The organism is Limnohabitans sp. Hippo3, assembly GCF_003063665.1.
In the GTDB taxonomy this organism is placed as follows: Bacteria; Pseudomonadota; Gammaproteobacteria; order Burkholderiales; family Burkholderiaceae_C; genus Limnohabitans_A.
On the sequence record NZ_NESF01000012.1, the window covers coordinates 81,565 to 106,047 of the forward strand.

Below are 24,483 nucleotides of genomic sequence, written 5' to 3' on the forward strand. Positions count from 1 at the left end.
AATCATAGCTTTTTGCATTTAGGCACGGCCCGGCCCCACTGTCAGTGACAGGACAGGCTGCAGCGGCTAAGATGCGGGTTTTGGTTGACGTTTACGTCAACGTCAAAGCCATCCAGATCGCCCGCCAACGGAGACCCCCATGACCGACCTGTCCGCCGAATTCAAAGCCCTGGCCGAGTACCGCCCCACAAACAAGGTGCGTTTTGTCACCGCCGCCAGCCTGTTTGACGGCCACGACGCCGCCATCAACATCATGCGCCGCATCCTGCAAAGCATGGGCGCCGAAGTCATCCACCTGGGCCACAACCGCTCGGTCGACGAAGTGGTGACCGCCGCGCTGCAGGAAGACGCCCAGGGCATCGCCATCAGCTCTTACCAGGGCGGGCACAACGAATACTTCAGCTACATGGTCGATTTGCTCAAGGCCCGGGGCGGCGAGCACATCAAGGTGTTTGGCGGCGGCGGCGGCGTGATCGTGCCTGCCGAGATCCGCGCCCTGGCCGAGAAAGGCGTGCGCATTTTCAGCCCCGAAGACGGCCAAAAAATGGGCCTGGCCGGGATGATCGGCGAGATGGTCATGCGCTGCGACCAGGACGTGAGCCCGCTGGCCCCCAAAACCGTGGACGCCATTCAGGGCCACGGCGAGATGAACTGGCGTGCCCTGGCACAGCTGATCACCGCTTTGGAGAACGACAAAGCCGATGCGGGCGTGGTGAAAGCCGTGCGCGAGCAGGCCGCCAGCAAAAAAGTGCCCGTGTTGGGCATCACCGGCACGGGCGGTGCGGGCAAGTCGTCGCTCACCGACGAGCTGATCCGCCGCCTGCGCCTGGACCAGGACGACGCGCTGCGCGTGGCCGTGATCTCCATCGACCCCTCGCGCCGCAAGAGCGGTGGTGCGCTGCTGGGTGACCGCATCCGCATGAACGCCATTTCGCCATGGTCCAACGGTTCGCGCGTCTTCATGCGCTCGCTGGCCACGCGTGACTTTGGCTCTGAAATTTCGGCCGCCCTGCCCGATGTGGTGGCGGCCTGCAAGGTGGCGGGTTTTGACCTGATCGTGGTGGAGACCTCGGGCATTGGCCAAGGCGATGCCGCCATCGTGCCGCATGTCGATGTGCCCATGTACGTGATGACGCCCGAGTTTGGCGCCGCCAGCCAGCTCGAAAAAATCGACATGCTGGACTTTGCCGAGTTTGTGGCCATCAACAAGTTCGACCGCAAAGGCGCGAGTGACGCCCTGCGCGATGTGGCCAAGCAGGTGCAGCGCAACAAGGAAGCCTGGACCGTGCCGACCGAGCAAATGCCGGTGTTTGGCACCATGGCCGCCCGCTTCAACGACGATGGCGTGACTGCTTTGTACCAAGCGCTGAAATCCCGCTTGGCCGAACTGGGCATGAAGACCACCGAAGGCCGCCTGCCCGTGGTGAATGTGCGCTACAGCACCCACCAAAACCCGGTGGTGCCGTCTTCCCGCACCCGCTATCTGGCCGAGATCAGCGACACCGTACGCGGCTACAAGAAACGCGCCATTGACCAGGCCCGCCTGGCCCGCGAGATCCAGCAACTGCGCGCAGCCGCCCGCATGCTCGAAGTGGGCAAATCCGGTCGCGCCAAGGCTGCCGAAGCCGCTATTGACCTGGCCGTGCAGCGCGAACAGACCCAGGACCCCACCGCCCGCAAACTGCTGGCCCAGTGGCCCGACATGCAAAAAGCCTACGCGGGCGATGAGTATGTGGTGAAGATCCGCGACAAGGAAATCCGCACCGCGCTGACCACCAAATCGCTGAGCGGCACCACGATCCGCAAGGTCGCGCTGCCCAAATACGAAGACGATGGCGAAGTGCTCAAGTGGCTGATGCTGGACAACGTGCCCGGCAGCTACCCCTATACCTCGGGCACCTTTGCCTTCAAGCGAGAGGGCGAAGACCCAACCCGCATGTTCGCGGGCGAAGGCGACCCCTTCCGCACCAACCGCCGCTTCAAGCTGGTGAGCGAAGGCATGCCCGCCAAGCGCCTGTCCACCGCCTTCGACTCGGTCACGCTGTACGGCAACGACCCGGACCTGCGCCCGGACATCTACGGCAAGATCGGCAACTCGGGCGTGAACGTGGCCACGCTCGACGACATGAAGGTGCTGTACTCGGGCTTTGACCTGTGCAACCCGACAACGTCTGTGTCGATGACCATCAACGGCCCTGCGCCCTCGATCCTGGCCATGTTCATGAACACGGCCATCGACCAGAACATCGACAAGTTCAAAGCCGACAACGGCCGCGAGCCGACCGAAACCGAGACCGCCAAGATCAAGGAATGGGTGCTGGCCAATGTGCGCGGTACCGTGCAGGCCGACATCCTGAAAGAAGACCAGGGCCAGAACACCTGCATCTTCTCGACCGAGTTCTCGCTCAAAGTGATGGGCGACATCGCTCAGTACTTTGTGCACCACGACGTGCGCAACTTTTACAGCGTTTCGATCAGTGGCTACCACATCGCCGAAGCCGGGGCCAACCCGATCAGCCAGCTGGCCTTCACGCTGAGTAACGGTTTCACCTTCGTGGAAGCGTACCTGGCGCGTGGCATGCACATCGACGACTTTGCGCCGAACCTGAGCTTCTTCTTCAGCAACGGCATGGACCCGGAATACACGGTGCTGGGCCGCGTGGCACGCCGCATCTGGGCTGTGGCCATGAAAGAAAAATACGGTGCGAACGAACGCAGCCAAAAGCTCAAGTACCACATCCAGACTTCGGGCCGCTCACTGCACGCGCAGGAGATCCAGTTCAACGACATCCGCACCACGCTGCAGGCGCTGATCGCGATCTACGACAACTGCAACAGCCTGCACACCAACGCGTTTGACGAGGCCATCACCACGCCCACCGAAGACTCGGTGCGCCGCGCCATGGCGATCCAGCTCATCATCAACCGCGAATGGGGCCTGGCCAAGAACGAGAACCCGAACCAAGGCGCCTTCATCATCGACGAACTCACCGAGCTGGTCGAAGAAGCGGTGCTGGCCGAGTTTGAAAAGATCGCCGAGCGCGGCGGTGTGCTGGGCGCGATGGAAACCGGCTACCAGCGCGGCAAGATCCAAGACGAGTCCATGCACTACGAGATGCTCAAGCACACGGGCGAGCTGCCCATCATCGGCGTCAACACCTTCCGCAACCCCAAGGGCGACGAAGTGCTGGAGAGCCTGGAGCTGGCCCGCTCGACCGAAGAAGAAAAGCAGTCACAACTCAAGCGCCTGCAAGACTTCCACACCCGCCACGCCGACAAGGCCCCTGCCATGCTCAAGCGCTTGCAGCAAGCCGTGATCGACAACGGCAATGTGTTCGAGGTGCTGATGGACGCGGTGCGGGTCTGCTCGCTCGGCCAGATCACCAACGCGCTGTTCGAGGTGGGTGGTCAGTACCGTCGCAATATGTGAACCTCAGAAGTTCACCTGATCCCCGCCCTTGAGTGCCAGCATGCTGCGGGCCTCGTCGGGCGTGGCGATCTCCAGGTTCAGGGCTTCGAGCACGGTGCGGATGCGCTGGACCTGCTGAGCACTGGACTCGGCCAATTTCCCTGGGCCAATCCACAGCGAGTCCTCCAGGCCCACGCGCACGTTCGAGCCCATGGCCGCACCGATGCTGGCCAGCGGAATCTGGCCTTTGCCTGCCCCCAAAATCGACCACTGGTAATCGTTGCCAAACAAGCGGTCGGCCGTGCGGCGCATGTGCATCAGGTCTTCGGGGTGCGGGCCGATGCCGCCCAAAATGCCGAACACCGATTGCACAAACAAAGGCCCCTTCACCAAGCCCCGGTCACGGAAGTGCGCCAGGTTGTACAGGTGGCTGATGTCGTAGCACTCGAATTCAAAACGGGTGCCGTTTTCGGTGCCCAAGCGCAAGATGGTTTCGATGTCCTTGTAAGTGTTCTTGAACACCAGATCACGGCTTTTTTCCAGGTGCTCGCGTTCCCACTCGTGCTCAAACGTCTTGAACCGGTCCAGCATGGGGAACAAGCCGAAATTCATCGACCCCATGTTGAGCGACGCCACCTCGGGCTTGAAAGTCAGGGCCGGCTGCATGCGCTCATGCACCGTCATGTGGGGGCTACCCCCTGTGGTCAGGTTGATCACGGCATTGGTGTGGGCCTTGATCTTTTTCAAGAAGGGCACAAAAAACGCCGGGTCTTGTGTGGGGCGGCCGTCTTTCGGATCGCGGGCGTGCAGGTGCAAGATCGCTGCGCCCGCCTCGGCGGCGGCAATGGCCGCGTCGGCAATTTCCTCAGCAGTGACCGGCAAATGCGGCGACATGCTGGGCGTGTGGATGGCCCCGGTGGGGGCGCAGGTGATGATGACTTTGCGTGCTTGGCTCATGAACCGTCTCCTGATAGTGGCTGGCCAGCATGGGCTGACCAGGGTTGCGCGACAGCATGCCCGACCTGTCGGGCTCTTGGGGTCACCAAGGCAACACTGCGCACCGAAGGGCGCAGCCAAAGGGTGGTGCCACACACCGGTCATGGTCCTGCATCAAAATCAAGCGTCACCGAGCCACTAAACTCGAAGAACCTGTCCAGGAACCCCCATGCAGCACCTGCCGCCATTCATCGCCCCCTCCGAGCACCACGATGCCGACAGCGCCTTGGCGCAAATCCAGCACATTTACCAGCACAGCGTGAACCACCTGCGCCAGGCCATGCGCGAGTTTGTGGCGGGTGCGGACATGACGGACACCCGGGTGCGGGCTTTTTACCCCTTTGTGCGGGTGCAGATCAGCAGTGCCAACCGCAAACCAGAGGGGTTGAACAGCCGCCTGAGCTACGGCTTTGTGGCCGAGCCTGGCCGGTTTGAGACCACGCTCACCCGGCCCGACCTGTTTGCCTTCTACATCCGCCAGCAACTGAGTTTGCTGCTGCAAAACCACGGCGTGAGCTTGCAGGTGGGCACCAGCAACCAGCCCATCCCCATCCACTTTTCCTTGGCCGAAGACGCGCACATGGAAGGCAGCCTGAGCCCCGAGCGTCAGGCCCTGATGCGCGAGGTGTTTGACCTGCCGGACCTGAACGCCATGGACGACGGCATTGCCAATGGCACGCACGAGCCGGCACCCTCCGAGGCCCGGCCGCTGTCGCTGTTCACCGCGCCGCGCATCGACTATTCACTGCAGCGCCTGCGCCACTACACCGGCACCTCGCCGCACTGGTTTCAGAACTATGTGCTGTTCACCAACTACCAGTTCTACATCGACGAGTTCATCGCGCTGGGCCGGGCCGAAATGCGCAAACCTGACAGCGAATACATCGCCTTTGTCGAACCCGGCAACATGGTCACCCGCCGCGTGGGCCTGCCCCCCGAAGACGTGGACGCCCTGGGCCAGATGCCACCTCGCCTGCCGCAAATGCCCGGCTACCACCTGGTGCGCGAGGGCCACAGCGGCATCACCATGGTCAACATCGGCGTCGGGCCCGCCAACGCCAAAACCATCACCGATCACATCGCCGTGCTGCGCCCACACGCTTGGCTGATGCTGGGCCACTGCGCGGGCCTGCGCACCACCCAGCAACTGGGCGACTACGTGCTGGCCCACGCCTATGTGCGCGAAGACCATGTACTCGATGAAGAGCTGCCGCTGTGGGTGCCGATCCCGGCGCTGGCCGAAGTGCAGGTGGCGCTCGAGCGTGCTGTGTCCGAAGTCACCGGCAGCCAAGGCCCCGAGCTCAAACGCCTGATGCGCACCGGCACCGTGGCCAGCACCGACAACCGCAACTGGGAGCTGCTGCCCACCCACAACGTGGCCAGTACGCCGCAGCGGCGCTTCAGCCAAAGCCGCGCCGTGGCACTCGACATGGAAAGCGCCACGATTGCAGCCAACGGTTTTCGCTTCCGGGTGCCCTATGGCACTTTGTTGTGCGTGAGCGACAAGCCGCTGCACGGCGAGATCAAGCTGCCCGGCATGGCCAACCACTTTTACCGTGAGCGGGTCAACCAGCACCTGCAAATCGGCATCCGCGCCGTGACGCTGCTGCGCGACGCAGGCCCTGCGCAACTGCACAGCCGCAAACTGCGCAGCTTTGCCGAAGTGGCGTTCCAGTAACTGCCGTCAACCATGTGCCCCCCGTAGGTCGGTGGCTTTAGCCCCGACAGGCGTTCGCGATCCATCATGTCGGGGCTAAAGCCACCGACCTGAGAAACGATACCCTTCTAGAATGAACCTCATGCACATCCTTTTCATTGCCGACCCCCTCGAGTCCTTCAAGATTTACAAGGACACCACGTTTTCGATGATGCGCGAAGCGCAAAAACGCGGCCACCAGGTCGTGGCCTGCCAGATGACCGATGTGCGCTGGCAACAAGGCGAAGCCGTGTCTGCCCAAGTGCGCGACATCACGCTCACCGGGCAAGCAGACACCTGGTTCACCCAAACCGGCACGCGCCGCGCCAACTTGAAAGACTTTGACGCCGTCATCATGCGCACCGACCCGCCGTTTGACAGCGAATACTTTTACGCCACCCACCTGCTGAGCCAGGCCGAGCGCGAAGGCGCCAAGGTGTTCAACAGCCCGGCAGCCCTGCGCAACCACCCCGAGAAACTGTCCATTCTGGAGTTTCCGCAGTTCATCGCACCCACGCTGGTCACCCGCAGCGAAGCCGACATCCGAGCTTTCCACGCCGAGCACGGCACCATCATCCTGAAGCCGCTGGACGGCATGGGGGGCACGGGCATCTTCAAGGTGGGTGCCGACGGTCTGAACCTGGGCGCGATCATCGAAACCCTGAACCGGGACGGTGCGCAGACCGTGATGGTGCAAAAGTTTTTACCCGGCATCGCGCAAGGCGACAAGCGTGTGCTCTTGATCGGCGGCAAGCCCGTGCCGTTTTGTCTGGCGCGCATTCCGCAAGGCGGTGAAGTGCGCGGCAACCTGGCCGCAGGTGGCAAAGGCGTGGCACAACCGATTTCGGCGCGTGACCGCGAAATTGCCGAAACGCTGGGCCCGATCCTGATGGCGCGCGGCCTGATGCTGGTGGGTCTGGACATCATTGGCGAGAGCCTCACCGAGATCAACGTGACCAGCCCCACCTGCTTTCAGGAAATCACCGACCAGATGGACTGCGACGTGGCAGCGCTGTTTTGGGACGCGGTGGAAGCGGCGCTCTGAGCGCCGAGCCCCGCTCAAACCGACTGTCGAACCTGAGGGTCCGACCTAGCCTTTCAGATCGCCGTCCTCAAAGGTGTACAAGCGCCCTGGCTCAAAGGCCACCCAGGCCTCGTCGGTGGTCAAAGGCGCGGTCACCACCACCGCCACCCGGTCGGTCTCGCGGGTGTGCTCGGCAAAGTTCACGCTCAAGTCTTCGTCGCTCAAGGTCGCACGGTTGAAGGGGTGTCTGCGCAGCACGTAATGCAAATGCGTGCTGGCATGCGCCCACAGCGCCTGCCCGTTGGACAACAAGAAGTTGAAGGTGCCAAAGCGGGCGATCTGCGGCACCAGCTCGCGCAAGGTCAGCGACATTTCCTGAACGCTCGGCACACTGGCGTGTGACTTGGCCAACTCTTGCATCAGCCAGCAAAACGCCCGCTCGCTGTCGGTCTGCCCCACGGGCTTGAAGCTGCCGTGCAGGCGCGGTGCGTAGTCCACCAGATTGCCGTTGTGCGCAAACACCCAGTAGCGGCCCCACAGCTCGCGCACAAAAGGGTGGCAGTTCTCCAGACTCACCACGCCTTGCGTGGCCTTGCGGATGTGGGCGATGACGTTCTGGCTCTGGATCGGGTAACGCCGAATCAGATCGGCAATCGGCGATGTGCTGGCGCTTTGGTGGTCCACAAAGTGGCGCACACCCAGCCCCTCAAAAAAGGCGATGCCCCAGCCATCGCCATGGTGGTCGGTGAGGCCGCCGCGCTGGGCAAAGCCACTGAAGCTGAAGGTCACATCGGTGGGGGTGTTGCAGTTCATGCCGAGCAGTTGGCACATGGTTCACTCCTTGTGGGGCGCAGCACCCGCGTCGCCCATTTTCCAGGCCGCCAGGAGGGCCAGCGCCGTGATCACGGCCAAAAACACAAAAGTTTCGTTGAACGCCCGCAAACCCACGCCACGGCTCAACGGTGACGATGCAGCCTGGGCGGCCAGGCGCCACTCCAGCACGATGGCGCAAATGCTCACGCCCGCCGCGCCGCCCAACATGCGCACAAAACCGATCACGCTGGACGCCTGCGGGATCAGGTCCTTGGGCAAGCCCCGCAAAGCGCCCAGATTGAGCGAAGGCAGGATGAAGCCCAGACCAATGCGCCCCAGAATCACCAAAATCCAGAGCAAGGCCAGGCCTGCCGCAGGGTGCACCAGCGGCATGAGCGCAAACGACAGCGCCAGCATGGCCAGACCCCAGCTCACCCAATAGGCGGGCGGGAACCGATTGGACAAACGCCCCACCACCGCGATGGTCACGGCCAGCAAAATACCCGCTGGCAACAAAGCCGCGCCAATGTAGGACGGCGACAGGCCCAGCCCCATCTGCATGTAGACCGGCAACAAATAAGTGGAGCCAAACAGCGCGATGCCGTAGGTGAAAGACACCAGCGACCCCATGGCGAAATTGCGGTGGCCAAACACACGCAGGTTCATGAGCGGCCCCCGCGTAGGCTGCCTCGAAGCGCTGCGGCTTGCGTGGCGACGGGCGCGCCGACCCGGCTGCAGCAAATGGCGTTGCCAAGCCACAAACACCGCCATGCCCACACCCGCCAGCGCCAGCAGCACCACCGCCACCGTGTCGTCATCGCCGCGCAACTGCACCAGACCGTTGAGCAGCATCAAGGTGGAAGCGCTGGCCAGCGCCAGCCCGATCCAGTCCAGGCCCGGGCTGCCCGCATCGGCCTGCACGCCGCCCGGGGCCGTGGTGGGCACATAACGGCGCGACAGCCACAGCGCCACCATGGCCAGCGGCACCACCATGAAAAAGATCGAACGCCAGCCGAACACATCGACCAGCACACCGCCGATGCTGGGGCCAATGGCCGGGGCCAGCACCACACCCATGCCAAACAGCCCGCTGGCACGGCCCTGCTCTTCGGGCGCAAAGGCGCGCAAGATGATGATCGCGGGAATGGGCTGCACCACGCCTGCGGCCAGGCCCTCGGCCACGCGGGCGGCCATGACCAGCGGGAAATCGTTGGCGAAGCCGCCCACCACGCCGCCGCCCAGCAGCAGCCACATGCACACCTCGTACACCCGGCGGTAGCCATAGCGCGACAACAACCAGGGCGTGGTCAGCATGGACACCGTCATCGCCACCATGAAACCCGAGGTGACCCACTGCACGCGGCTTTGACCCAGGGTGAAGTGCTGGCTCATGTCGGGAATGGCCACGTTCATGATGGTCGACGACATCACCGCCGCCATGGAACCCAGCATGACCGACATCAACAAAAGCCAACGGTGGCGCTCGCCGTAGCGCGCTTTCAGCGCCTGCAGGCTGTGGGGGCCTTGGGCCAGGCTCATGCGCCCTCGCCTTGGTTTTGGCCTTGGTTTTGGCCTTGTGATGGCGGCGTAGACGCCGCGACACAGGCCGCGCAAATGCAGGCTTTGTTGCGGGCCGCTTCAGGGACTTGTTTCAGCAAATCGGCACTGAACTCAACGCGCGTGCACCAGCACGGCCCGGGCGCTGCGGCTCCGGTGTTGGGCGCGGCCATGGCGCAGGCATTGGACTGCCCGCACAAAGGGCAGCGGCATGGGTCAAGGGCAGACTGCGGCATGGCGGTGAAATCTCAGTTGTTGCCCTCGCGGCGACGCTGCGCGTCACGCCACAGGCGAATGGCCAGCACCACCATGGGCGCGTTGTGCAGGAAAAAATCAAAGATGTCGATGGGCTTGCTCAAACTGCCCTCGGTGAGCATGCGCCACTTTTCCACCAGGTGCGGCTCGGGCACAAAAGGGGCACCCGCCAAATAAACGGCAATGGCCACCAGCCACCACTTCGGAATCCGGTCAATCCAGCGCATTGCGCCCTCCTGAAAACCCCTATTTTCAGGGATGACCGGTGCAGCAACGCATGACCCACAGCAAAACGGCTCCCGAAGGAGCCGTTTTTTCAAGTACCAGACCTGCCCGAAATCAGGCCGCCTTGACCTTCAGGCGCCAGGCGTGCAGCAGGGGCTCGGTGTAACCGCTAGGTTGCGCCTTGCCTTTGAAGACCAGGTCGCAAGCAGCTTTGTAAGCGGCCGACTTGGCGAAGTTGCCGGCCATGGGCTGGTAAGCCCCGTCGCCCGCGTTTTGCGCGTCCACCACAGCGGCCATGCGCTCCATGGTTTGCTTGACCTGCTTTTCGGTGACCACGCCGTGGTGCAGCCAGTTGGCCATATGCTGGCTGGAAATGCGCAGCGTGGCGCGGTCTTCCATCAGGCCCACACCGTTGATGTCAGGCACCTTGGAGCAGCCCACGCCCTGGTCGACCCAGCGCACCACATAACCCAGGATGCCCTGGGCGTTATTGTCGAGTTCTTTTTGCTTGTCTTCCTCAGACCAGTTGGCGGCGTCTTTGGCGACCACAGGGAACTGCAGCAAGGCGTTGAGCGTGTCTTCGCGCAGTTGTTTCGGGTCTTGCTTGGCCACCGCCTTTTCCATCTGCTTTTGCAGGGCAGGCACATCCACCTGGTGGTAGTGCATGGCGTGCAGCGTGGCGGCGGTGGGGCTGGGCACCCAGGCGGTGTTGGCACCGGCCATGGGGTGACCAATCTTGGCCTTAAGCATGTCGGCCATCAGGTCGGGCATGGCCCACATGCCTTTGCCGATCTGGGCGCGACCACGCAGGCCGCAGGCCAGGCCCACGTTGACGTTGTTCTTCTCGTAGGCCGCCAGCCAAGTGCTGTTCTTGATGTCGCCCTTGCGCATGACGGGGCCAGCCAGCATGCAGGTGTGCATCTCGTCGCCCGTGCGGTCCAGGAAGCCGGTGTTGATGAAGGCCACGCGGCTCTTGGCTGCGGCGATGCAGGCCTTGAGGTTGGCGCTGGTACGGCGCTCTTCGTCCATGATGCCCAGCTTGACGGTGGAGGGCTTCATGCCGATGACTTTTTCGACACGGCCAAACAGCTCGTCGGCAAAGGCCACTTCGGCCGGGCCGTGCATCTTGGGCTTGACGATGTAGACGCTGCCGGTGCGGCTGTTGCGCAGCGGGTGCGAAGACTTTTTCTGCAAGTCCACCAGGGCGCAGGTCACGGTGATCATCGCGTCCATGATGCCCTCGGGGATCTCTTTCATGCTGCCATCGGCGGCTTTGTAGAGGATGGCGGGGTTGGTCATCAGGTGACCGACGTTGCGCACAAACATGAGCGAGCGGCCGTGCAATTTGACCGTGCCCTTGCCTGTGGGTTTGGTGTACTCGCGGTCACCGTTCATGGTGCGGGTGAAGGTCTTGCCGCCCTTTTGCACTTCTTCGCTCAAGGTGCCTTGCAAAATGCCCAGCCAGTTGCTGTAGGCCAGCACTTTGTCTTCGGCGTCCACCGCGGCCACCGAGTCTTCCAGATCCAGGATGGTGGACAAGGCGCTTTCAGCGATCAGGTCGGACACGCCAGCCGGGTCGGTCTTGCCGATGGGGGTGTTCTTGTTGATCTGCAGGTCCAGGTGCAGGCCGTTGTGCACGAACAGCACCGAGGCGGGGGCCTTGGCATTACCGGTGTAGCCCACGAACTGCTTGGCGTCTGCCAGGGTCGTGCTCTTGCCATTGGCCAGGGTCACCACCAACTTGCCTGCCTTGACGGCATAGCCCTTGCTGCCCACGTGCGAGCCGGTCTTCAGTGGTGCCGTGCGGTCGAGCACATGGCGGCAGTAGTCGATGACTTTGGCGCCACGCTTGGGGTTGTAGCCCGAGCCTTTTTCGCAGCCATCGGCTTCGCTGATCGCGTCGGTGCCGTACAGCGCGTCGTACAAGCTGCCCCAACGGGCGTTGGCGGCGTTCAGGGCGTAACGGGCGTTCAAAATCGGCACGACCAGCTGCGGACCGGCCAGCTTGGCCAGCTCGGCGTCCACGTTGGCGGTGGTGGCCTGCGCATTCTTGGGCTCGGGCACCAGGTAGCCGATCTGGCTCAGGTATTTGCGGTAGGCCTTCATGGCCTTGCCCTCAAGCACGGGGCCGGGGTTGGCGATGTGCCATTCGTCCATGGCGGTCTGGATGCGGTCACGCTCGGCCAGCAGGGCGATGTTTTTCGGGGCCAGGTCGGTCACGATGTCGTTGAAGCCCTTCCAGAACTTGTCTTGGTCCACGCCAGTGGCGGGCAGCATCTGGTCGTTGATGAAACTCAGCAAGGGATTGGCCACTTGCAGGTTGTGGATCGCGGTGCGTGCAGTCATGGAAGCCTCGAAAGGATGTTGAAAAACGGAAGGAATGTCGCTCAGGGCATGGTCACCACAGAGCCTCGATCTGACGTGAAAGGACTTTATTCTAAGTTTGTATGCAGATAAACCCGTTCAAATGCCATAAACCCATGACTTTTCTGCACAAATCCGCTGTTGTCTAATCCTGTCATGACCCGCATTGACCCTCCAGCCGTCCTGATCAGCGAAGTCGGCCCGCGCGATGGCCTGCAATCGGTGACAGCTACCATGCCCACAGCCGACAAGCTGCGCTGGATCGACGCGCTCGCAGCCGCAGGCCTGCGCGAGATCGAAGTGGCCTCGTTTGTGCCCGCCCAACTCTTGCCCCAAATGGCCGATGCCGCGCAGGTGGTGCAGCATGCCCTGCGCCACTCGGGTGTGCGTGTGATGGCGCTGGTGCCCAATCTGCGCGGCGCACAGGCCGCACTGCAAGCGGGCGCGCAAAAGCTCACCCTGCCCGTGTCGGCCAGCCCCGCGCATTCCCTGGCCAATGTGCGCAAGACGCCCGAAGCCATGGTCGACGAGGTGCGGGCCGTCTTGCGCCTGCGCGACGAGATCGCGCCCGGCGTGCCGGTGGAAGTGGGCATGTCCACCGCCTTTGGCTGCACGCTGCAAGGCGCGGTGCCCGAGGACGATGTGCTGCGCCTGGCAGCGCAACTGGCGCAAGCAGGGGTGAACGAGATCGGCCTGTCGGACACCACCGGCATGGGCAACCCGGCCCAGGTGAGCCGGCTGTTCAAGCGCATGTTTCAGGAAATCGGCCCACTCACAGGCGCGGCCCACATGCACAACACCCGGGGCCTGGGCTTGGCCAATTGCCTGGCCGCTTACGAGGCGGGCGTGCGCACCTTCGACAGTTCTCTGGGCGGTTTGGGTGGCTGCCCTTATGCCCCAGGTGCTTCGGGCAATGTGGTGACGGAAGATCTGGTCTTCATGTTCGAGGCCATGGGCGTGTCGACCGGCATCGACCTGAACCGGCTCATGGCCGCACGCGCGCCTTTGAGAGCCGGGCTGCCCGGCGAGCCGCTGTATGGCATGACGCCCGAGGCGGGCTTGCCCAAGGGCTGGGTTTGATACAAGCATCCTCGCGCATCAATCACCCATCGCGACGGCGACATTGCAACCTTGAACCCGCATAATCGGGTCGCATGGACAAGCTCAAAGCCTTCGAAACTTTTGTCTCGGTTGCCACCAAGGGCAGCCTGACCGCCGCAGCCCGAGCCGAGGGCGTGGCTCCGGCCATCATCGGCCGCAGGCTCGATGCGCTAGAGGAAAGCCTGGGCGTGAAGCTGCTGGTGCGCACCACCCGGCGCATCACCCTGACCCACGAAGGCAGCGCTTTTCTGGAAGATTGCCAGCGCCTGCTCTCGGATGTGGCCAATGCCGAAGCCAGTGTGTCGGCGGGCGGCGTCAAGGCGAGCGGCCATTTGCGCATCACCGCCCCGGCCGGGTTTGGCCGCCGCCATGTGGCCCCGCTGGTGCCGCGCTTTCGCGAACTGCACCCCGATGTGACGATTTCGCTCAACCTGAGCGACCGGGTGGTGGACCTGGCGGCCGAGGGCTTTGACTGCGCCGTGCGCGTAGGCGACCTGCCCGACAGTTCGCTGGTCAGTGTGCGCATGGCCGACAACCGCCGCCTGTGCGTGGCCACCCCGGCTTATCTGGCGCGGCGCGGCACGCCACAACAACCCTCTGATTTGCTGCAGCACGACTGCCTGACCCTGTCGAGCGATGCCTCGCAAACCCGGGGCTGGGCTTTTCGCAACCCCGCAGACGGTGGCCAGGACGTGGTGCACCTGCGCCCGGGCGGGCCGCTCGACTGCTCGGACGGTCAAGTGCTGCACGACTGGTGCCTGGCAGGTTATGGCATCGCCTGGCGCAGCACCTGGGAGGTGGAGGGCGAAATCCGCTCGGGCCAATTGGTGGCGGTGCTGGAAGAGTTTGCGGCACCCCCCAACGGGATTTTTGTGGTTTTCCCTCAGCGCAAGCACCTGCCGCTGCGCGTGCGCTTGTGGATCGACCACCTCAAACACCACTACGCCCAGCCCGGTTACTGGCAAACGGCCCATCACTGAGCCCGAAAGCCACGGCAACCTGCCCTAAAGCCCAGCGCCTTGGGGCCCAAGCCGTAAAATCGCGCCCTATGCTTTCTGCCAAACAACATTTGCTCACGGCCCTGGCCGCCGAGCTTGAAAAACTCCAAACCGGCGCGGGTGCGCGTGCGGCCTTCGAATCGCCCAAAGTGGCCGCCCATGGCGACCTGGCCTGCACCGCTGCGATGCAGCTGGCCAAAGCCCTCAAGCAAAACCCCCGGCAGTTGTCCGAAACCCTGCGCAGCGCCTTGCTGGCCACCCCCGCTTTCGAGCGCTGGGTCGACGCCGTCGAGATCGCCGGGCCCGGCTTCATCAACATCCGTCTGAAAGACGCGGCCAAACAGGCCGTGGTGCACGAAGTGCTGCAAGCGGCCGAATGCTTTGGCGATCAGCCTGCCCAACCCAACAAAGTGCTGGTCGAGTTCGTCTCGGCCAACCCCACAGGCCCCTTGCATGTGGGCCACGGCCGCCAAGCGGCCTTGGGCGACGCGATTTGCAATTTGTTGGCCACCCAAGGCCAGCAGGTCTACCGCGAGTTCTATTACAACGACGCGGGTGTGCAGATCAGCACGCTGGCCAACTCCACCCAGCTGCGGGCCAAGGGTTTCAAACCGGGCGACGCCGAGTGGCCCGAGGCCGCTTACAACGGCGATTACATCCAGGACATCGCCAACGACTTCATGGCTAAAAAGACCGTCAAGTCGGATGACCGCGAATTCACCGGCAGCGGCGATGTGAATGACCTGGACGGCATGCGCCTGTTTGCCGTGGCCTATTTGCGGCGCGAGCAAGACCTGGACCTCAAGGCCTTTGACGTCCAGTTCGACAACTATTACCTGGAGTCGAGCCTCTACACCAGCGGCAAGGTGGATGCGGCCGTGCAAAAGCTGCGCGAAGCGGGCAAGACCTACGAACACGACGGCGCCTTGTGGCTCAAGTCCACCGATTACGGTGACGACAAAGACCGCGTCATGCGCAAGGGCGACGGCAGCTACACCTACTTTGTGCCTGATGTGGCCTACCACATCACCAAGTGGGAGCGCGGCTTCACCCGTGTGGTGAACATTCAGGGCACCGACCACCACGGCACCATTGCCCGTGTGCGTGCAGGCCTGCAGGCCGCAGGCGTGGGCATCCCCGAGGGCTACCCCGACTACGTGCTGCACACCATGGTGCGCGTCATGCGCGGCGGCGAAGAGGTCAAGATCTCCAAGCGTGCAGGCAGCTACGTCACGCTGCGCGATTTGATCGAGTGGACCAGCAAGGACGCGGTGCGCTTTTTCCTGCTCTCGCGCAAGCCCGACACCGAATACATCTTCGACATCGACCTGGCGCTGGCCCAGAACAACGACAACCCGGTGTACTACGTGCAGTACGCGCATGCGCGCATCTGCTCGGTGTTGGCCGCCTGGGGTGGCGATGTGGCCAGCTTGGCCAAAGCCGACCTGTCGCCGCTGCAAAGCCCGCAGGCCCACGCGCTGATGCTGGCCCTGGCCAAGTACCCCGAGATGCTGACGTCTGCGGCCAACGACTTCGCGCCGCACGACGTGACCTTCTATTTACGCGACCTGGCCTCGCTGTACCACAGCTACTACGACGCCGAACGCATTCTGGTGGACGACGACGCGGTCAAACAAGCGCGTCTGGCCCTGGTGGCCGCCACCGCGCAGGTGCTGCGCAATGGCCTGAAAGTGCTGGGCGTGTCGGCCCCGCAAAAAATGTGATGGGACGGATCATGCAACTCCACAGCCAACGCGGCGGTACTTTTCTGGGCTTCATCATCGGCCTGGTGCTGGGTCTCGCCGTGGCTTTGGCCGTGGCCATTTATGTGACCAAAGTGCCCACGCCGTTTTCCAACAAAAACCAGACCCGCAGCACCGACCAGGACGTGCAGGAAACCGAGAAGAACAAGGACTGGAACCCGAACAGCGTGTTCCAGCCCAAGCCACCCGCCGATGCCCCTGCCGCACCCAGTGCACCTGCGGCTGACGCGACCACCGACAAATCCGCTTCGGGCACCACGGGCAAAAGCGCTGCAGAAGCACCCAAAGCCGAACCACGCCCAGCCGTCACCGCCGATCCGCTGGGCGATTTGGCCAAGTCCAAATCCGGTTTGAGCACCCCTGCGACGCCCGCCAATGCGGCCGACCCCTTTGACTACGTGATCCAGGTGGGGGCCTACCGAACCAGCAGCGATGCCGACGCCCAAAAAGCCAAGCTGGCCTTAATGGGTCTGGACGCCAAGGTTTCTGAGCGGGATCAAGCCGGACGCACGGTGTATCGCGTACGCTTGGGGCCCTTTGCAGACAAAGCCGCCGCCGAACGCATCCGCGCCCGCCTGGAAGGCAGCGGCATTGAAAACACCCTGGTCCGGGTTCAGCGCTGAACCCGCCCCCTTATTTGGAGCATGTCCATGAAACGCCGTCTCTTCTCTTCCGCCTTGCTGAGCGCCAGCGCCTGGCTGAGCGCACCTGTGGCCTGGGCTCAGGCCGCCCTGTTCAAATCCGGCAAGGACTTTCTGACGCTGGACCGTGCCGTCGCCACCGAAGCCGGCGCGGGCAAGATCGAGGTCATCGAGTTCTTCTGGTACAGCTGCCCGCACTGCAACGCCTTTGAGCCCAGCTTTGCCCAATGGGTGAAAAACGCCCCGAAAGACGTGGTGGTGCGCCGCATCCCCGTGTCCTTCCGTGATGACTTTGCCCCCCAGCAGCGCCTGTTTTTCACGATCGAGGCCATGAACCTGATGGAAACGCTCCACCCCAAGGTGTTTGCTGCGATCCATGTGGAAAAGCTGATGCTCAACACCGACGCCAGCGTGCTGGCCTGGGCCGAGAAACAAGGCGTGGACAAAGCCAAGTTCAACGACATCTACAAATCCTTTGGCGTGGCCACCAAACTCAAGCGGGCGGTGCAGCTGCAAAACGAATACAAGGTCGAAGGCGTGCCTTCGCTGGGCGTGGCAGGCCGTTACTACATCGATGGCACCCTGGCGGGCAGCATGGACCGCGCCCTGAAAGTCGCGGAATCCCTGATTGCCCAGTCGCGCACCAGCCCGGCCAGCGCCCCGACCGCGAAAAAATAAAACCCTGCGGGCAGCCCCGAGGGGGTGGTGGCCCATCGCAGAGCCCGCCCGGCCCAGGCCAGTGCGGGTTTTTTTACGCCACAGGCATGCCTGCGCCGCCGATACAGCCTGGCTTGCGCCTACAATCAAAATTCGTCACCAGCAAGATTCATGCCCTCAATGAAAATCCTCCGCACCATCGGCCTCCTTGCCTCAGGGCTGGGTTTGTTCGGCATGCCCGCCTGGGCCGAAAAGGCCGACCGCGACAAACCCATGCTGATCGAGGCGGATGCCATGCGCCACGACGAGAACAAATTGCTCACCATCTTCACAGGCCAGGTGGTGGCCTTCAAAGGCACGATGGTGTTGCGTGGTGCCCGCATGGAGGTGCAACAAGACAAGGAAGGTCAACAAATCGCCCACGTTTGGGCCGCCCCGAATGAGCGGGTGTTTTTTCGCCAAAAGCGCGAAGGCGTGGACGAATTCACCGAGGGTGAAGGCGAAATGGCCATCTACGACAGCAAGGCCGACGTGGTCACTTTGATCCAGCGGGCCGAAGTGCGCATCTTGCGTGGCACGGTGTTGGCCGATCAGATCAACGGCCAGAAAATCGTGTTCAACAACACCACCGAAGTGATGACGGTGGACCGCCCCGCTGCAGGCACCAAAGCCACCGACCCGCGCGACCAACGCGTGCGTGCGGTGCTGACCCCCCGTAAAACCAATCCGGCCACCACGCCACCTGCGCCCAGCCCGGCCATTCCGGCCCTGCGGGTCAGCCCCGGCACAGCTGAAAGCAGCAAGCCATGAGCGAAGCTGTGCTCACCAGCCGACTGGAAGCCCACCACCTGCAAAAAGCCTATGGCAGCCGCAAGGTGGTGCATGACGTGTCGGTGCAAGTGGACAAAGGCGAAGTTGTCGGTCTGCTGGGCCCCAACGGCGCGGGCAAAACCACCTCGTTTTACATGATCGTGGGCCTGGTGCGGGCCGATGGTGGGCAGATCCTGATCGACGGCGAAGACGTCACCCGCATGCCCATCCACAAGCGCTCGCGCATGGGCTTGTCGTATTTGCCGCAAGAGGCGTCCATCTTCCGCAAGTTGACGGTGGCCGAGAATGTGCGCGCCATCTTGGAGCTGCAAACCAATGCACAAGGTCGGGGCTTGTCGTCTACCGACATCGAAAAACGCCTGACCGAATTGCTGAACGATTTGCGGGTGGACCACCTGCGCGACTCGCGTGCAGTGGCGCTGTCGGGTGGTGAGCGCCGCCGGGTGGAGATTGCCCGCGCCCTGGCCACCGACCCGCGCTTCATTTTGCTGGACGAGCCTTTTGCCGGCATCGACCCGATCGCGGTGATCGAGATCCAGCGCATCATTGCCTTCCTCAAGCAGCGTGGCATCGGTGTGCTCATCACCGACCACAACGTGCGCGAGACGCTGGGCATTTGCGACCACGCTTACATCATCAGCGAAGGCCGTGTGCTGGCCGAAGGCACGCCCGACGAGATCGTGACCAACGCCGATGTGCGCCGGGTGTACCTGGGCGAACACTTCAGGATGTGATGCACACCCAGCCCGTTCTCAATTTGAAAGCACAGCCATGAAGCCCGGCCTGTCGCTTCGCATGTCCCAGCACCTGGCGCTCACGCCCCAGTTGCAACAATCGATTCGCCTGCTGCAGCTGTCCACCCTGGAGCTGTCACAAGAGGTCGATCAGATGCTGAACGACAACCCCTTTCTGGAACGCGGCGAAGAAGAAGCGACTGCCGAGGCCTTTGGCCTGGACCAGGCCGACACCCATGTCAGTTTGGGCGACCGGGTCAGCGAAAGCGCCAGCACAACGAGCAGCAGCGACGACAGCGCCAGCGAAACCCGCGACGAAGCCGTGACCGATGTGGCCGAAAGCTGGGACGGCGACGGCAGCGTGGACATGCGACCCGACGACAGCGAATGGGGTGGCGACGCCGCACCGCGCCAAAACAACGGCGAAGAAACCGCCGACGCCATCGACCTGGCCCGCAGCAGCGGCTCGCTGACCGACTTTTTGCACCGTCAGGCGCTGTCGCTGCGCCTGTCCGAAGTGGACCGTGCCGCGCTGCGCTTTCTGATCGAATCGCTCAACGACGACGGCTACCTGACCGACACCCTGCCCGAACTGGCGGCCAGCTTGGCAGGCACAGACGACTACGAACAGATCGACGAACTGGTGCACCGTTTCACCGTGGCGCTGGGCTTGCTGCAATCGCTCGAACCCGTTGGCGTGGGCGCACGCGACTTGGCCGAGTGCCTGCGCATCCAGATCAAGGCCTGGCTGCAAGACGACCCTCAAGATGAAGCGGCCCAAGCGGCGCTGGCCATCTGCGCCCAACCTCTGGAAATGCTGGCCAAGCGCGACTTCAAACGGCTGGCGGTGGCCTGTGGCCTGAGCGAAGCCGTGGTCAAGTCGGCCATCACCTTCATCGCCCGGCTTGAGCCCAAACCCGGCCGCCCCTTTGTGCAGGCCGAGCAAAACATCATCATCCCCGACGTGCTGGTGGTGAACACCAGCAAGACGGCCACGCCCAAATTCCACATCCAGCTCAACCCCGACGTGATGCCCAAGCTGCGCGTGCACGACATCTATGCCAACGCCCTGCGCGGCGGCAAAGGCGACAACCATACGGGCCTGCAGCAGCGCCTGCAAGAAGCGCGCTGGTTCATCAAGAACATCCAGCAGCGCTTTGACACCATCTTGCGCGTGTCCACCGCCATCGTGGAGCGGCAGAAAAACTTCCTCACACACGGCGAGCTGGCCATGCGCCCGCTGGTGCTGCGCGAGATCGCCGACGAGCTGGGCATGCACGAGTCCACCATCAGCCGCGTGACCACGGCCAAATACATGGCCACGCCGCAAGGCACGTTTGAGCTGAAGTATTTCTTCGGCTCGGGCCTGGGCACCGACAGCGGCAGCGCCGCGTCCAGCACCGCCGTGCGGGCGCTGATCAAGCAGTTTGTCGCCGCTGAAAAACCCACCAAGCCGCTGTCGGACAACCAGATTTCCGAGATGCTGAAAGAGCAAGGCATCGACTGCGCCCGCCGCACGGTGGCCAAGTACCGCGAAGCCCTGAAGATCGCGCCCGCCAACCTGCGCAAAACCCTTTGAGAGTATTTGAGTGAATTCATTGAATCTGTTCATGCCTTGCGCCGCGGGCGTTGAGGGCTTTTTGGCCGACGAGGTGCACGCCATCACGGGCCTGACGGGCCACGACCTGCTCACGGGCCGTGGCGGCGTGATGGCCCGCGCGTCCTGGCGCGACGCCATGCGCATCAACCTGCACAGCCGTCTGACCCAGCGCGTGCTGGTACAGCTGTCGGTCACCGACTACCGCAACGAAAACGACCTGTACAACGCCGCCAGCGAAGTCGCCTGGGAAATCTGGTTCACGCCCAAGCAAACCTTCAAGATCGACATCACCGCGCAGCACAGCCCGCTCAACAGCCTGAACTTTGCCGCGCTCAAAATCAAGGACGCGGTGGCCGACCGTTTTCGCGCCAAACGCGGCGAGCGCCCCAGCGTCGACACCAGCTGGCCCGACGTGCGCATCTACGCGCACCTGACGCCCGAAACGGCCACGCTCTACATCGACACCTCGGGCGAGCCACTGTTCAAGCGCGGTTGGCGCACCGACAAGGGCGACGCGCCTTTGAAGGAAACCCTGGCCGCCGCCATGATCGCGGCCAGCGGCTGGGACGCCACCGTGCCCCTGTACGACCCCTGCTGCGGCAGCGGCACCATCCCGATTGAAGCTGCGCAAATCGCCTGCGGCATCGCGCCCGGTTTGCAGCGCCGCTTTGGTTTCGAGAAATTGCTGCCCTTCCAGAACCACGTCTGGCAAGGCCTGATCGAAGAAGCCCGCGACCACGAACACGAGCCCACCGCCCCCATCTTTGGCAGCGATGTGGCCTTCCGCATGGTTGACTTTGCCGAGCGCAACGCAGAACGCGCAGGCGTGTCAGGTGTGATCGAGTTCCGGGGCGGGGATGCGCTGCAACGCATGCCACCCAGCGAGACGCCCGGCGTCATGCTGCTCAACCCGCCTTATGGCGAGCGCATTGCCGCAGCGGGTGTGGCCGGGCGCGGGCGCGACAGCTTCCAGCCGGGCGCACTGGCCGATGCGCGTTCAAGCACCCGAGCCGCCGCCCCCAGCCACCACCGCGAAACCGCCCAGACCGACGACGGCAGCGACTTTTTTGCCCAACTGGCCAGCCACTGGAAGAAAAACTACAGCGGCTGGAGCGCCTGGATGCTCACGCCCGACCTGAAGCTGCCCAGCAAAATGCGCCTCAAAGAATCGCGCCGCGTGCCCATGTGGAACGGCCCCATCGAATGCCGATTGTTCCGCTTTGACATGATCAAGGGCAGCTTGAAGCGCACACCAACCGACGCCTCTGCCGACAAAACAGGGGATGCCGGAACGCCTGCCCCATGAGTGTGAGCACCCCGGTGCGCCGCGTGCTGGACACCAACATCGTGCTCGACCTGTGGGTGTTTGAAGAACCCCAAGCCGAAGCCTTGCGCAACAGCTTAGAGAGCGGCAGCACGCAATGGCTGGCCACCGCCGCCATGCGCGAAGAGCTGGCCCGTGTGCTGGCCTACCCACAAATCGCCAAACGCCTGACGCACCGCCAACTGCCCGCCAGCGCCGTGCTAGGCCACTTTGACCGCTGGGCCCAACTGCAGCCCGACGCGCCCAAAGCCCCCTACGCCTGCAAAGACGCCGACGACCAAAAATTCATCGACCTGGCCGTGGTCCACGCCGCCGCCCTGCACAGCAAAGACGCGCAGGTGGTCTGCATGAAAAAGCGCCTGGAGCGCTGCGGCGTGGAACTGAACCCCAAGGCGCCCTGAAACCGCCGCTGGCTCCCTTGCGGGAGGCCGTCCCTGCATCACATCGTCTCCCCGAAAACCGCCATTCGTCTCAAGAAAACCCCACATAAATCCAAAATTTACGGCGCTTTATTCCCAAATTTACGCCAGAATTTTCCTGAATTTACGCTGGCATTCAGGCATGACCAATCCTGAAATGTTCCCGCGACTCATCGCGCCGCATCTCCTTGAAGCCATGAGCGACACGCCAGTGGTTCTTTTGGCTGGTCCACGGCAAGCCGGCCAGACGACACTGATCAAGCAAATCGCTGGCCACAGCGGCGAATTCCGTTATCTGACCCTGGATGACGCGCTCACCCTGTTGTCGGCCCAAGAAGATCCGGTGGGCATGATCCGCAGATTGGACCGTGCGGTCATCGACGAGATTCAGCGCGCCCCAGGTTTGTTGCTGGCGATCAAGAGTGCAACTACTCTCAACTCGGCAGCCAAGTGGGCATCGACAACAAGACAGCCGCCAAGTATCTCGGCATCTTTGAGCAAATGTATTAGCTCCAACGCGTGGACGTTTGGGCACGCAATCGCCTCAAGCGCATGGTCAAAATGCCCAAACTTCAATTCATCGATGCAGGTCTGCTGGCCACCCTCTTGGATTTGACCGCTGAAGCAACCCAAAAAGACAAAACACGCTTTGGCCATGTGCTGGAAACGTTTGTCTATTCCGAATTGCTCAAGCATGCCAGCACCGCCGAGGGCGATTACCAACTGCTTTACTACCGGGATCCCGACCAAGTGGAAGTCGATGTGGTGGTTGAAAACGCCGCAGGCCAGGTGGTCGGGGTTGAAGTCAAGTCATCGGCCACCGTCAAAGAAAGCGACCTGCGCGGACTGCGAAAGCTCGCCGGACTGGCAGGGGCTGATTTCAAAATGGGCGTGTTGCTTTATGACGGGGATGAAACCCTGCCGTTGGGCAACAACATCTGGGCGGCCCCGTTGTCGACACTTTGGGGCAAGTGATATGTCGCAGCCACCCGTGGCGAACCCATCGCGCGCAGGGGCGCGCTCCCACTGGGTAGACAGGCACTGTGTGGGCTGAGGCATGCGGTCCAACGCCCTCCTTACAATCCTCGCATTCAACAGGAACACCCCATGAACACGACCGCTGGCTTGGAAGCCGAAGACTTTGACACCCTGGACAACATCCTGGACGACCTGCGCGAGCGCTTTGAAGAAACGCCGCAGTGGGAATTTTGTGAGGGCTTCATGGCGGCGCTGGTGTGCTGCCGCCGCGCCATTCCCGACAGCGAGTGGCTGCCCATGCTGCTGGGCATTGATCCGGACGAGCCCGAAGGCGGCAGCTTTGCCGACGACGCCCAGCGCCAGCAGTTCATGGCCTTGTGGCAGCGCCGTTTTGACGAGATCAAGCTCGCGCTGGACACCCCGGTGGAAGCACTGGACGACGACAAGGCCTATGCGCCGGAGGTGATGGATGTGCGCGGTGCGATCGCCTCGCTGCCACCGGAGGAGCGCGAAGAAATCGAAGACAGCGAGATCCCGTCGTTTGCGCAGGTGTGGGCCTTGGGCTTCATGTTCGCGGTGGAAAACTGGCCCGACGAGTGGGCCACACCCAAGGACAAGGACGCCGCCAAGTGGCACGACCTGTCGCTCGAAGCCATCGTGGCGCTGACCGAAGACGACGACGCGGTGCCGACGCTGTCGGCCTTGTCGGAAGACGGGCCACCCAGCGTGAGCGAAGAGCGCCTGAACGCTTATGGCGAGGCGCTGTGGGCGGTGTACGACCTGCGCGAAATCTGGCGCAACATCGGGCCCCGGGTGGCGCAAGTCATCAAGGAAGCCACGCCTGGGCGCAACGATGCGTGCAGCTGCGGCAGCGGGAAAAAATACAAGAAGTGCTGCGGGGCCTGAAGCTCCGCGAAGATGGATCCCGGATCAAGTCCGGGATTACCCATCACTGCGTAATACCCGCGAAGGCGCATATGCGCTAACTTAATATCTTACGCAACGTTGCCCTCTGTGAGCGGCGTTTTCGGCTCGGTTCAGCCAAACGGTAGCGTAGGTCCTGCCATCGCCTGATCGCATCGGTCACCCGAAGATTAG

General features: G+C 62.9%; 22 protein-coding genes. 16 read left to right on the plus strand and 6 right to left on the minus strand.

The genetic code is table 11. The features are described from left to right. The first annotated feature begins 139 nt into the window (after positions 1 to 139). Positions 140 to 3,430 carry a fused isobutyryl-CoA mutase/GTPase IcmF gene (icmF, locus tag B9Z34_RS12485; RefSeq protein WP_108428448.1) on the plus strand — a complete coding sequence of 1,097 codons (3,291 nt, stop codon included), beginning with the start codon at positions 140 to 142 and terminating at the stop codon, positions 3,428 to 3,430. 3 nt (positions 3,431 to 3,433) lie between these two features. Here the strand turns inward: icmF and B9Z34_RS12490 are convergent, their stop codons facing one another. Continuing rightward, positions 3,434 to 4,366, minus strand: a complete 933-nt coding sequence (locus B9Z34_RS12490; protein WP_108428449.1) for a 3-keto-5-aminohexanoate cleavage protein — start codon at positions 4,364 to 4,366, stop codon at positions 3,434 to 3,436. 208 nt (positions 4,367 to 4,574) lie between these two features. Here B9Z34_RS12490 and B9Z34_RS12495 point away from each other — a divergent pair, with 208 nt between their 5' ends. Further along, positions 4,575 to 6,083: an AMP nucleosidase gene (locus B9Z34_RS12495; RefSeq protein ID WP_108428450.1), complete on the plus strand. Its 1,509-nt coding sequence runs from the start codon at positions 4,575 to 4,577 to the stop codon at positions 6,081 to 6,083. A 121-nt stretch (positions 6,084 to 6,204) separates the two neighbouring features. Next, positions 6,205 to 7,146 carry a glutathione synthase gene (gene gshB, locus B9Z34_RS12500; protein ID WP_108428473.1) on the plus strand — a complete coding sequence of 314 codons (942 nt, stop codon included), beginning with the start codon at positions 6,205 to 6,207 and terminating at the stop codon, positions 7,144 to 7,146. 45 nt (positions 7,147 to 7,191) lie between these two features. Here gshB and B9Z34_RS12505 read toward each other — a convergent pair whose 3' ends face one another. The 5 genes from B9Z34_RS12505 to B9Z34_RS12525 all read right to left on the minus strand — a co-directional run bounded on the left by B9Z34_RS12505 (position 7,192) and on the right by B9Z34_RS12525 (position 12,321). Continuing rightward, positions 7,192 to 7,956, minus strand: coding sequence for a class II glutamine amidotransferase (locus tag B9Z34_RS12505; protein ID WP_108428451.1), 765 nt, complete (start codon positions 7,954 to 7,956; stop codon positions 7,192 to 7,194). Positions 7,957 to 7,959: 3 nt separating this feature from the next. Continuing rightward, positions 7,960 to 9,477: an MFS transporter gene (locus tag B9Z34_RS12510; RefSeq protein ID WP_108428452.1), complete on the minus strand. Its 1,518-nt coding sequence runs from the start codon at positions 9,475 to 9,477 to the stop codon at positions 7,960 to 7,962. Beyond that, a complete protein-coding gene (locus tag B9Z34_RS12515) occupies positions 9,474 to 9,731 on the minus strand; it encodes a cysteine-rich CWC family protein (RefSeq protein ID WP_108428453.1) in 258 nt (85 codons plus the stop codon). Before B9Z34_RS12515 ends, B9Z34_RS12510 begins: the two co-directional genes overlap by 4 nt. A 12-nt stretch (positions 9,732 to 9,743) precedes the next feature. Then, positions 9,744 to 9,977 (minus strand): hypothetical protein, encoded by a 234-nt coding sequence (locus tag B9Z34_RS12520; RefSeq protein WP_108428454.1) that lies wholly within the window; start codon positions 9,975 to 9,977, stop codon positions 9,744 to 9,746. Positions 9,978 to 10,089: 112 nt separating this feature from the next. Continuing rightward, positions 10,090 to 12,321, minus strand: a complete 2,232-nt coding sequence (locus B9Z34_RS12525; protein ID WP_108428455.1) for a malate synthase G — start codon at positions 12,319 to 12,321, stop codon at positions 10,090 to 10,092. 174 nt (positions 12,322 to 12,495) lie between these two features. Between B9Z34_RS12525 and B9Z34_RS12530 the strand changes: the two genes are divergently transcribed. The 13 genes from B9Z34_RS12530 (at position 12,496) to B9Z34_RS12585 (ending at position 24,291) form a co-directional block, all read left to right on the plus strand. After that, positions 12,496 to 13,419: a hydroxymethylglutaryl-CoA lyase gene (locus B9Z34_RS12530; protein ID WP_108428456.1), complete on the plus strand. Its 924-nt coding sequence runs from the start codon at positions 12,496 to 12,498 to the stop codon at positions 13,417 to 13,419. A gap of 74 nt (positions 13,420 to 13,493) precedes the next feature. Then, positions 13,494 to 14,420, plus strand: a complete 927-nt coding sequence (locus B9Z34_RS12535) for a LysR family transcriptional regulator (RefSeq protein ID WP_108428457.1) — start codon at positions 13,494 to 13,496, stop codon at positions 14,418 to 14,420. A gap of 68 nt (positions 14,421 to 14,488) precedes the next feature. Beyond that, on the plus strand, positions 14,489 to 16,162 hold the full coding sequence (gene argS / locus B9Z34_RS12540) for an arginine--tRNA ligase (protein WP_108428458.1): 1,674 nt from the start codon (positions 14,489 to 14,491) through the stop codon (positions 16,160 to 16,162). Positions 16,163 to 16,173: 11 nt separating this feature from the next. Then, a complete protein-coding gene (locus B9Z34_RS12545; protein WP_108428474.1) occupies positions 16,174 to 16,824 on the plus strand; it encodes an SPOR domain-containing protein in 651 nt (216 codons plus the stop codon). Positions 16,825 to 16,851: 27 nt separating this feature from the next. Continuing rightward, on the plus strand, positions 16,852 to 17,520 hold the full coding sequence (locus B9Z34_RS12550) for a thiol:disulfide interchange protein DsbA/DsbL (protein WP_108428459.1): 669 nt from the start codon (positions 16,852 to 16,854) through the stop codon (positions 17,518 to 17,520). A gap of 159 nt (positions 17,521 to 17,679) precedes the next feature. After that, the gene (lptA, locus tag B9Z34_RS12555) at positions 17,680 to 18,309 is read left to right on the plus strand and encodes a lipopolysaccharide transport periplasmic protein LptA (protein WP_108428460.1); all 630 of its coding nucleotides are present in this window, start codon (positions 17,680 to 17,682) and stop codon (positions 18,307 to 18,309) included. Next, on the plus strand, positions 18,306 to 19,064 hold the full coding sequence (gene lptB / locus B9Z34_RS12560; RefSeq protein ID WP_108428461.1) for an LPS export ABC transporter ATP-binding protein: 759 nt from the start codon (positions 18,306 to 18,308) through the stop codon (positions 19,062 to 19,064). Before lptA ends, lptB begins: the two co-directional genes overlap by 4 nt. 37 nt (positions 19,065 to 19,101) lie before the next feature. Beyond that, on the plus strand, positions 19,102 to 20,643 hold the full coding sequence (locus B9Z34_RS12565; RefSeq protein WP_108428462.1) for an RNA polymerase factor sigma-54: 1,542 nt from the start codon (positions 19,102 to 19,104) through the stop codon (positions 20,641 to 20,643). Between the two features lie 10 nt (positions 20,644 to 20,653). After that, entirely contained in the window at positions 20,654 to 21,970 is a 1,317-nt protein-coding gene (locus tag B9Z34_RS12570) for a class I SAM-dependent RNA methyltransferase (protein WP_199220121.1), read from the plus strand. Further along, a complete protein-coding gene (locus B9Z34_RS12575) occupies positions 21,967 to 22,389 on the plus strand; it encodes a putative toxin-antitoxin system toxin component, PIN family (protein WP_108428464.1) in 423 nt (140 codons plus the stop codon). The genes B9Z34_RS12570 and B9Z34_RS12575 overlap by 4 nt, the downstream gene beginning before the upstream one ends. 160 nt (positions 22,390 to 22,549) lie before the next feature. Further along, the gene (locus B9Z34_RS14650) at positions 22,550 to 23,023 is read left to right on the plus strand and encodes an AAA family ATPase (RefSeq protein WP_199220122.1); all 474 of its coding nucleotides are present in this window, start codon (positions 22,550 to 22,552) and stop codon (positions 23,021 to 23,023) included. Further along, positions 22,969 to 23,382 (plus strand): DUF4143 domain-containing protein, encoded by a 414-nt coding sequence (locus B9Z34_RS14655; protein WP_233249596.1) that lies wholly within the window; start codon positions 22,969 to 22,971, stop codon positions 23,380 to 23,382. Before B9Z34_RS14650 ends, B9Z34_RS14655 begins: the two co-directional genes overlap by 55 nt. Positions 23,383 to 23,514: 132 nt before the next feature. Beyond that, on the plus strand, positions 23,515 to 24,291 hold the full coding sequence (locus B9Z34_RS12585) for a YecA family protein (protein WP_108428465.1): 777 nt from the start codon (positions 23,515 to 23,517) through the stop codon (positions 24,289 to 24,291). The last annotated feature ends 192 nt before the right edge of the window (positions 24,292 to 24,483 follow it).

Excerpts from the sequence above, each read along its gene's own strand:
- B9Z34_RS12535 (WP_108428457.1), top strand. The coding sequence starts at position 13,494 with ATGGACAAGCTCAAAGCCTTCGAAACTTTTGTCTCGGTTGCCACCAAG.
- B9Z34_RS12530 (WP_108428456.1), top strand. The coding sequence starts at position 12,496 with ATGACCCGCATTGACCCTCCAGCCGTCCTGATCAGCGAAGTCGGCCCG.
- B9Z34_RS12525 (WP_108428455.1), bottom strand. The coding sequence starts at position 12,321 with ATGACTGCACGCACCGCGATCCACAACCTGCAAGTGGCCAATCCCTTG.
- B9Z34_RS12495 (WP_108428450.1), top strand. The coding sequence starts at position 4,575 with ATGCAGCACCTGCCGCCATTCATCGCCCCCTCCGAGCACCACGATGCC.
- B9Z34_RS12575 (WP_108428464.1), top strand. The coding sequence starts at position 21,967 with ATGAGTGTGAGCACCCCGGTGCGCCGCGTGCTGGACACCAACATCGTG.
- lptA (WP_108428460.1), top strand. The coding sequence starts at position 17,680 with ATGAAAATCCTCCGCACCATCGGCCTCCTTGCCTCAGGGCTGGGTTTG.
- icmF (WP_108428448.1), top strand. The coding sequence starts at position 140 with ATGACCGACCTGTCCGCCGAATTCAAAGCCCTGGCCGAGTACCGCCCC.
- lptB (WP_108428461.1), top strand. The coding sequence starts at position 18,306 with ATGAGCGAAGCTGTGCTCACCAGCCGACTGGAAGCCCACCACCTGCAA.
- B9Z34_RS12545 (WP_108428474.1), top strand. The coding sequence starts at position 16,174 with ATGCAACTCCACAGCCAACGCGGCGGTACTTTTCTGGGCTTCATCATC.
- B9Z34_RS12565 (WP_108428462.1), top strand. The coding sequence starts at position 19,102 with ATGAAGCCCGGCCTGTCGCTTCGCATGTCCCAGCACCTGGCGCTCACG.
- B9Z34_RS12490 (WP_108428449.1), bottom strand. The coding sequence starts at position 4,366 with ATGAGCCAAGCACGCAAAGTCATCATCACCTGCGCCCCCACCGGGGCC.
- gshB (WP_108428473.1), top strand. The coding sequence starts at position 6,205 with ATGCACATCCTTTTCATTGCCGACCCCCTCGAGTCCTTCAAGATTTAC.
- B9Z34_RS12585 (WP_108428465.1), top strand. The coding sequence starts at position 23,515 with ATGAACACGACCGCTGGCTTGGAAGCCGAAGACTTTGACACCCTGGAC.
- B9Z34_RS14650 (WP_199220122.1), top strand. The coding sequence starts at position 22,550 with ATGACCAATCCTGAAATGTTCCCGCGACTCATCGCGCCGCATCTCCTT.
- B9Z34_RS12505 (WP_108428451.1), bottom strand. The coding sequence starts at position 7,956 with ATGTGCCAACTGCTCGGCATGAACTGCAACACCCCCACCGATGTGACC.
- B9Z34_RS14655 (WP_233249596.1), top strand. The coding sequence starts at position 22,969 with ATGCCCAAACTTCAATTCATCGATGCAGGTCTGCTGGCCACCCTCTTG.
- argS (WP_108428458.1), top strand. The coding sequence starts at position 14,489 with ATGCTTTCTGCCAAACAACATTTGCTCACGGCCCTGGCCGCCGAGCTT.
- B9Z34_RS12520 (WP_108428454.1), bottom strand. The coding sequence starts at position 9,977 with ATGCGCTGGATTGACCGGATTCCGAAGTGGTGGCTGGTGGCCATTGCC.
- B9Z34_RS12510 (WP_108428452.1), bottom strand. The coding sequence starts at position 9,477 with ATGAGCCTGGCCCAAGGCCCCCACAGCCTGCAGGCGCTGAAAGCGCGC.
- B9Z34_RS12550 (WP_108428459.1), top strand. The coding sequence starts at position 16,852 with ATGAAACGCCGTCTCTTCTCTTCCGCCTTGCTGAGCGCCAGCGCCTGG.
- B9Z34_RS12515 (WP_108428453.1), bottom strand. The coding sequence starts at position 9,731 with ATGCCGCAGTCTGCCCTTGACCCATGCCGCTGCCCTTTGTGCGGGCAG.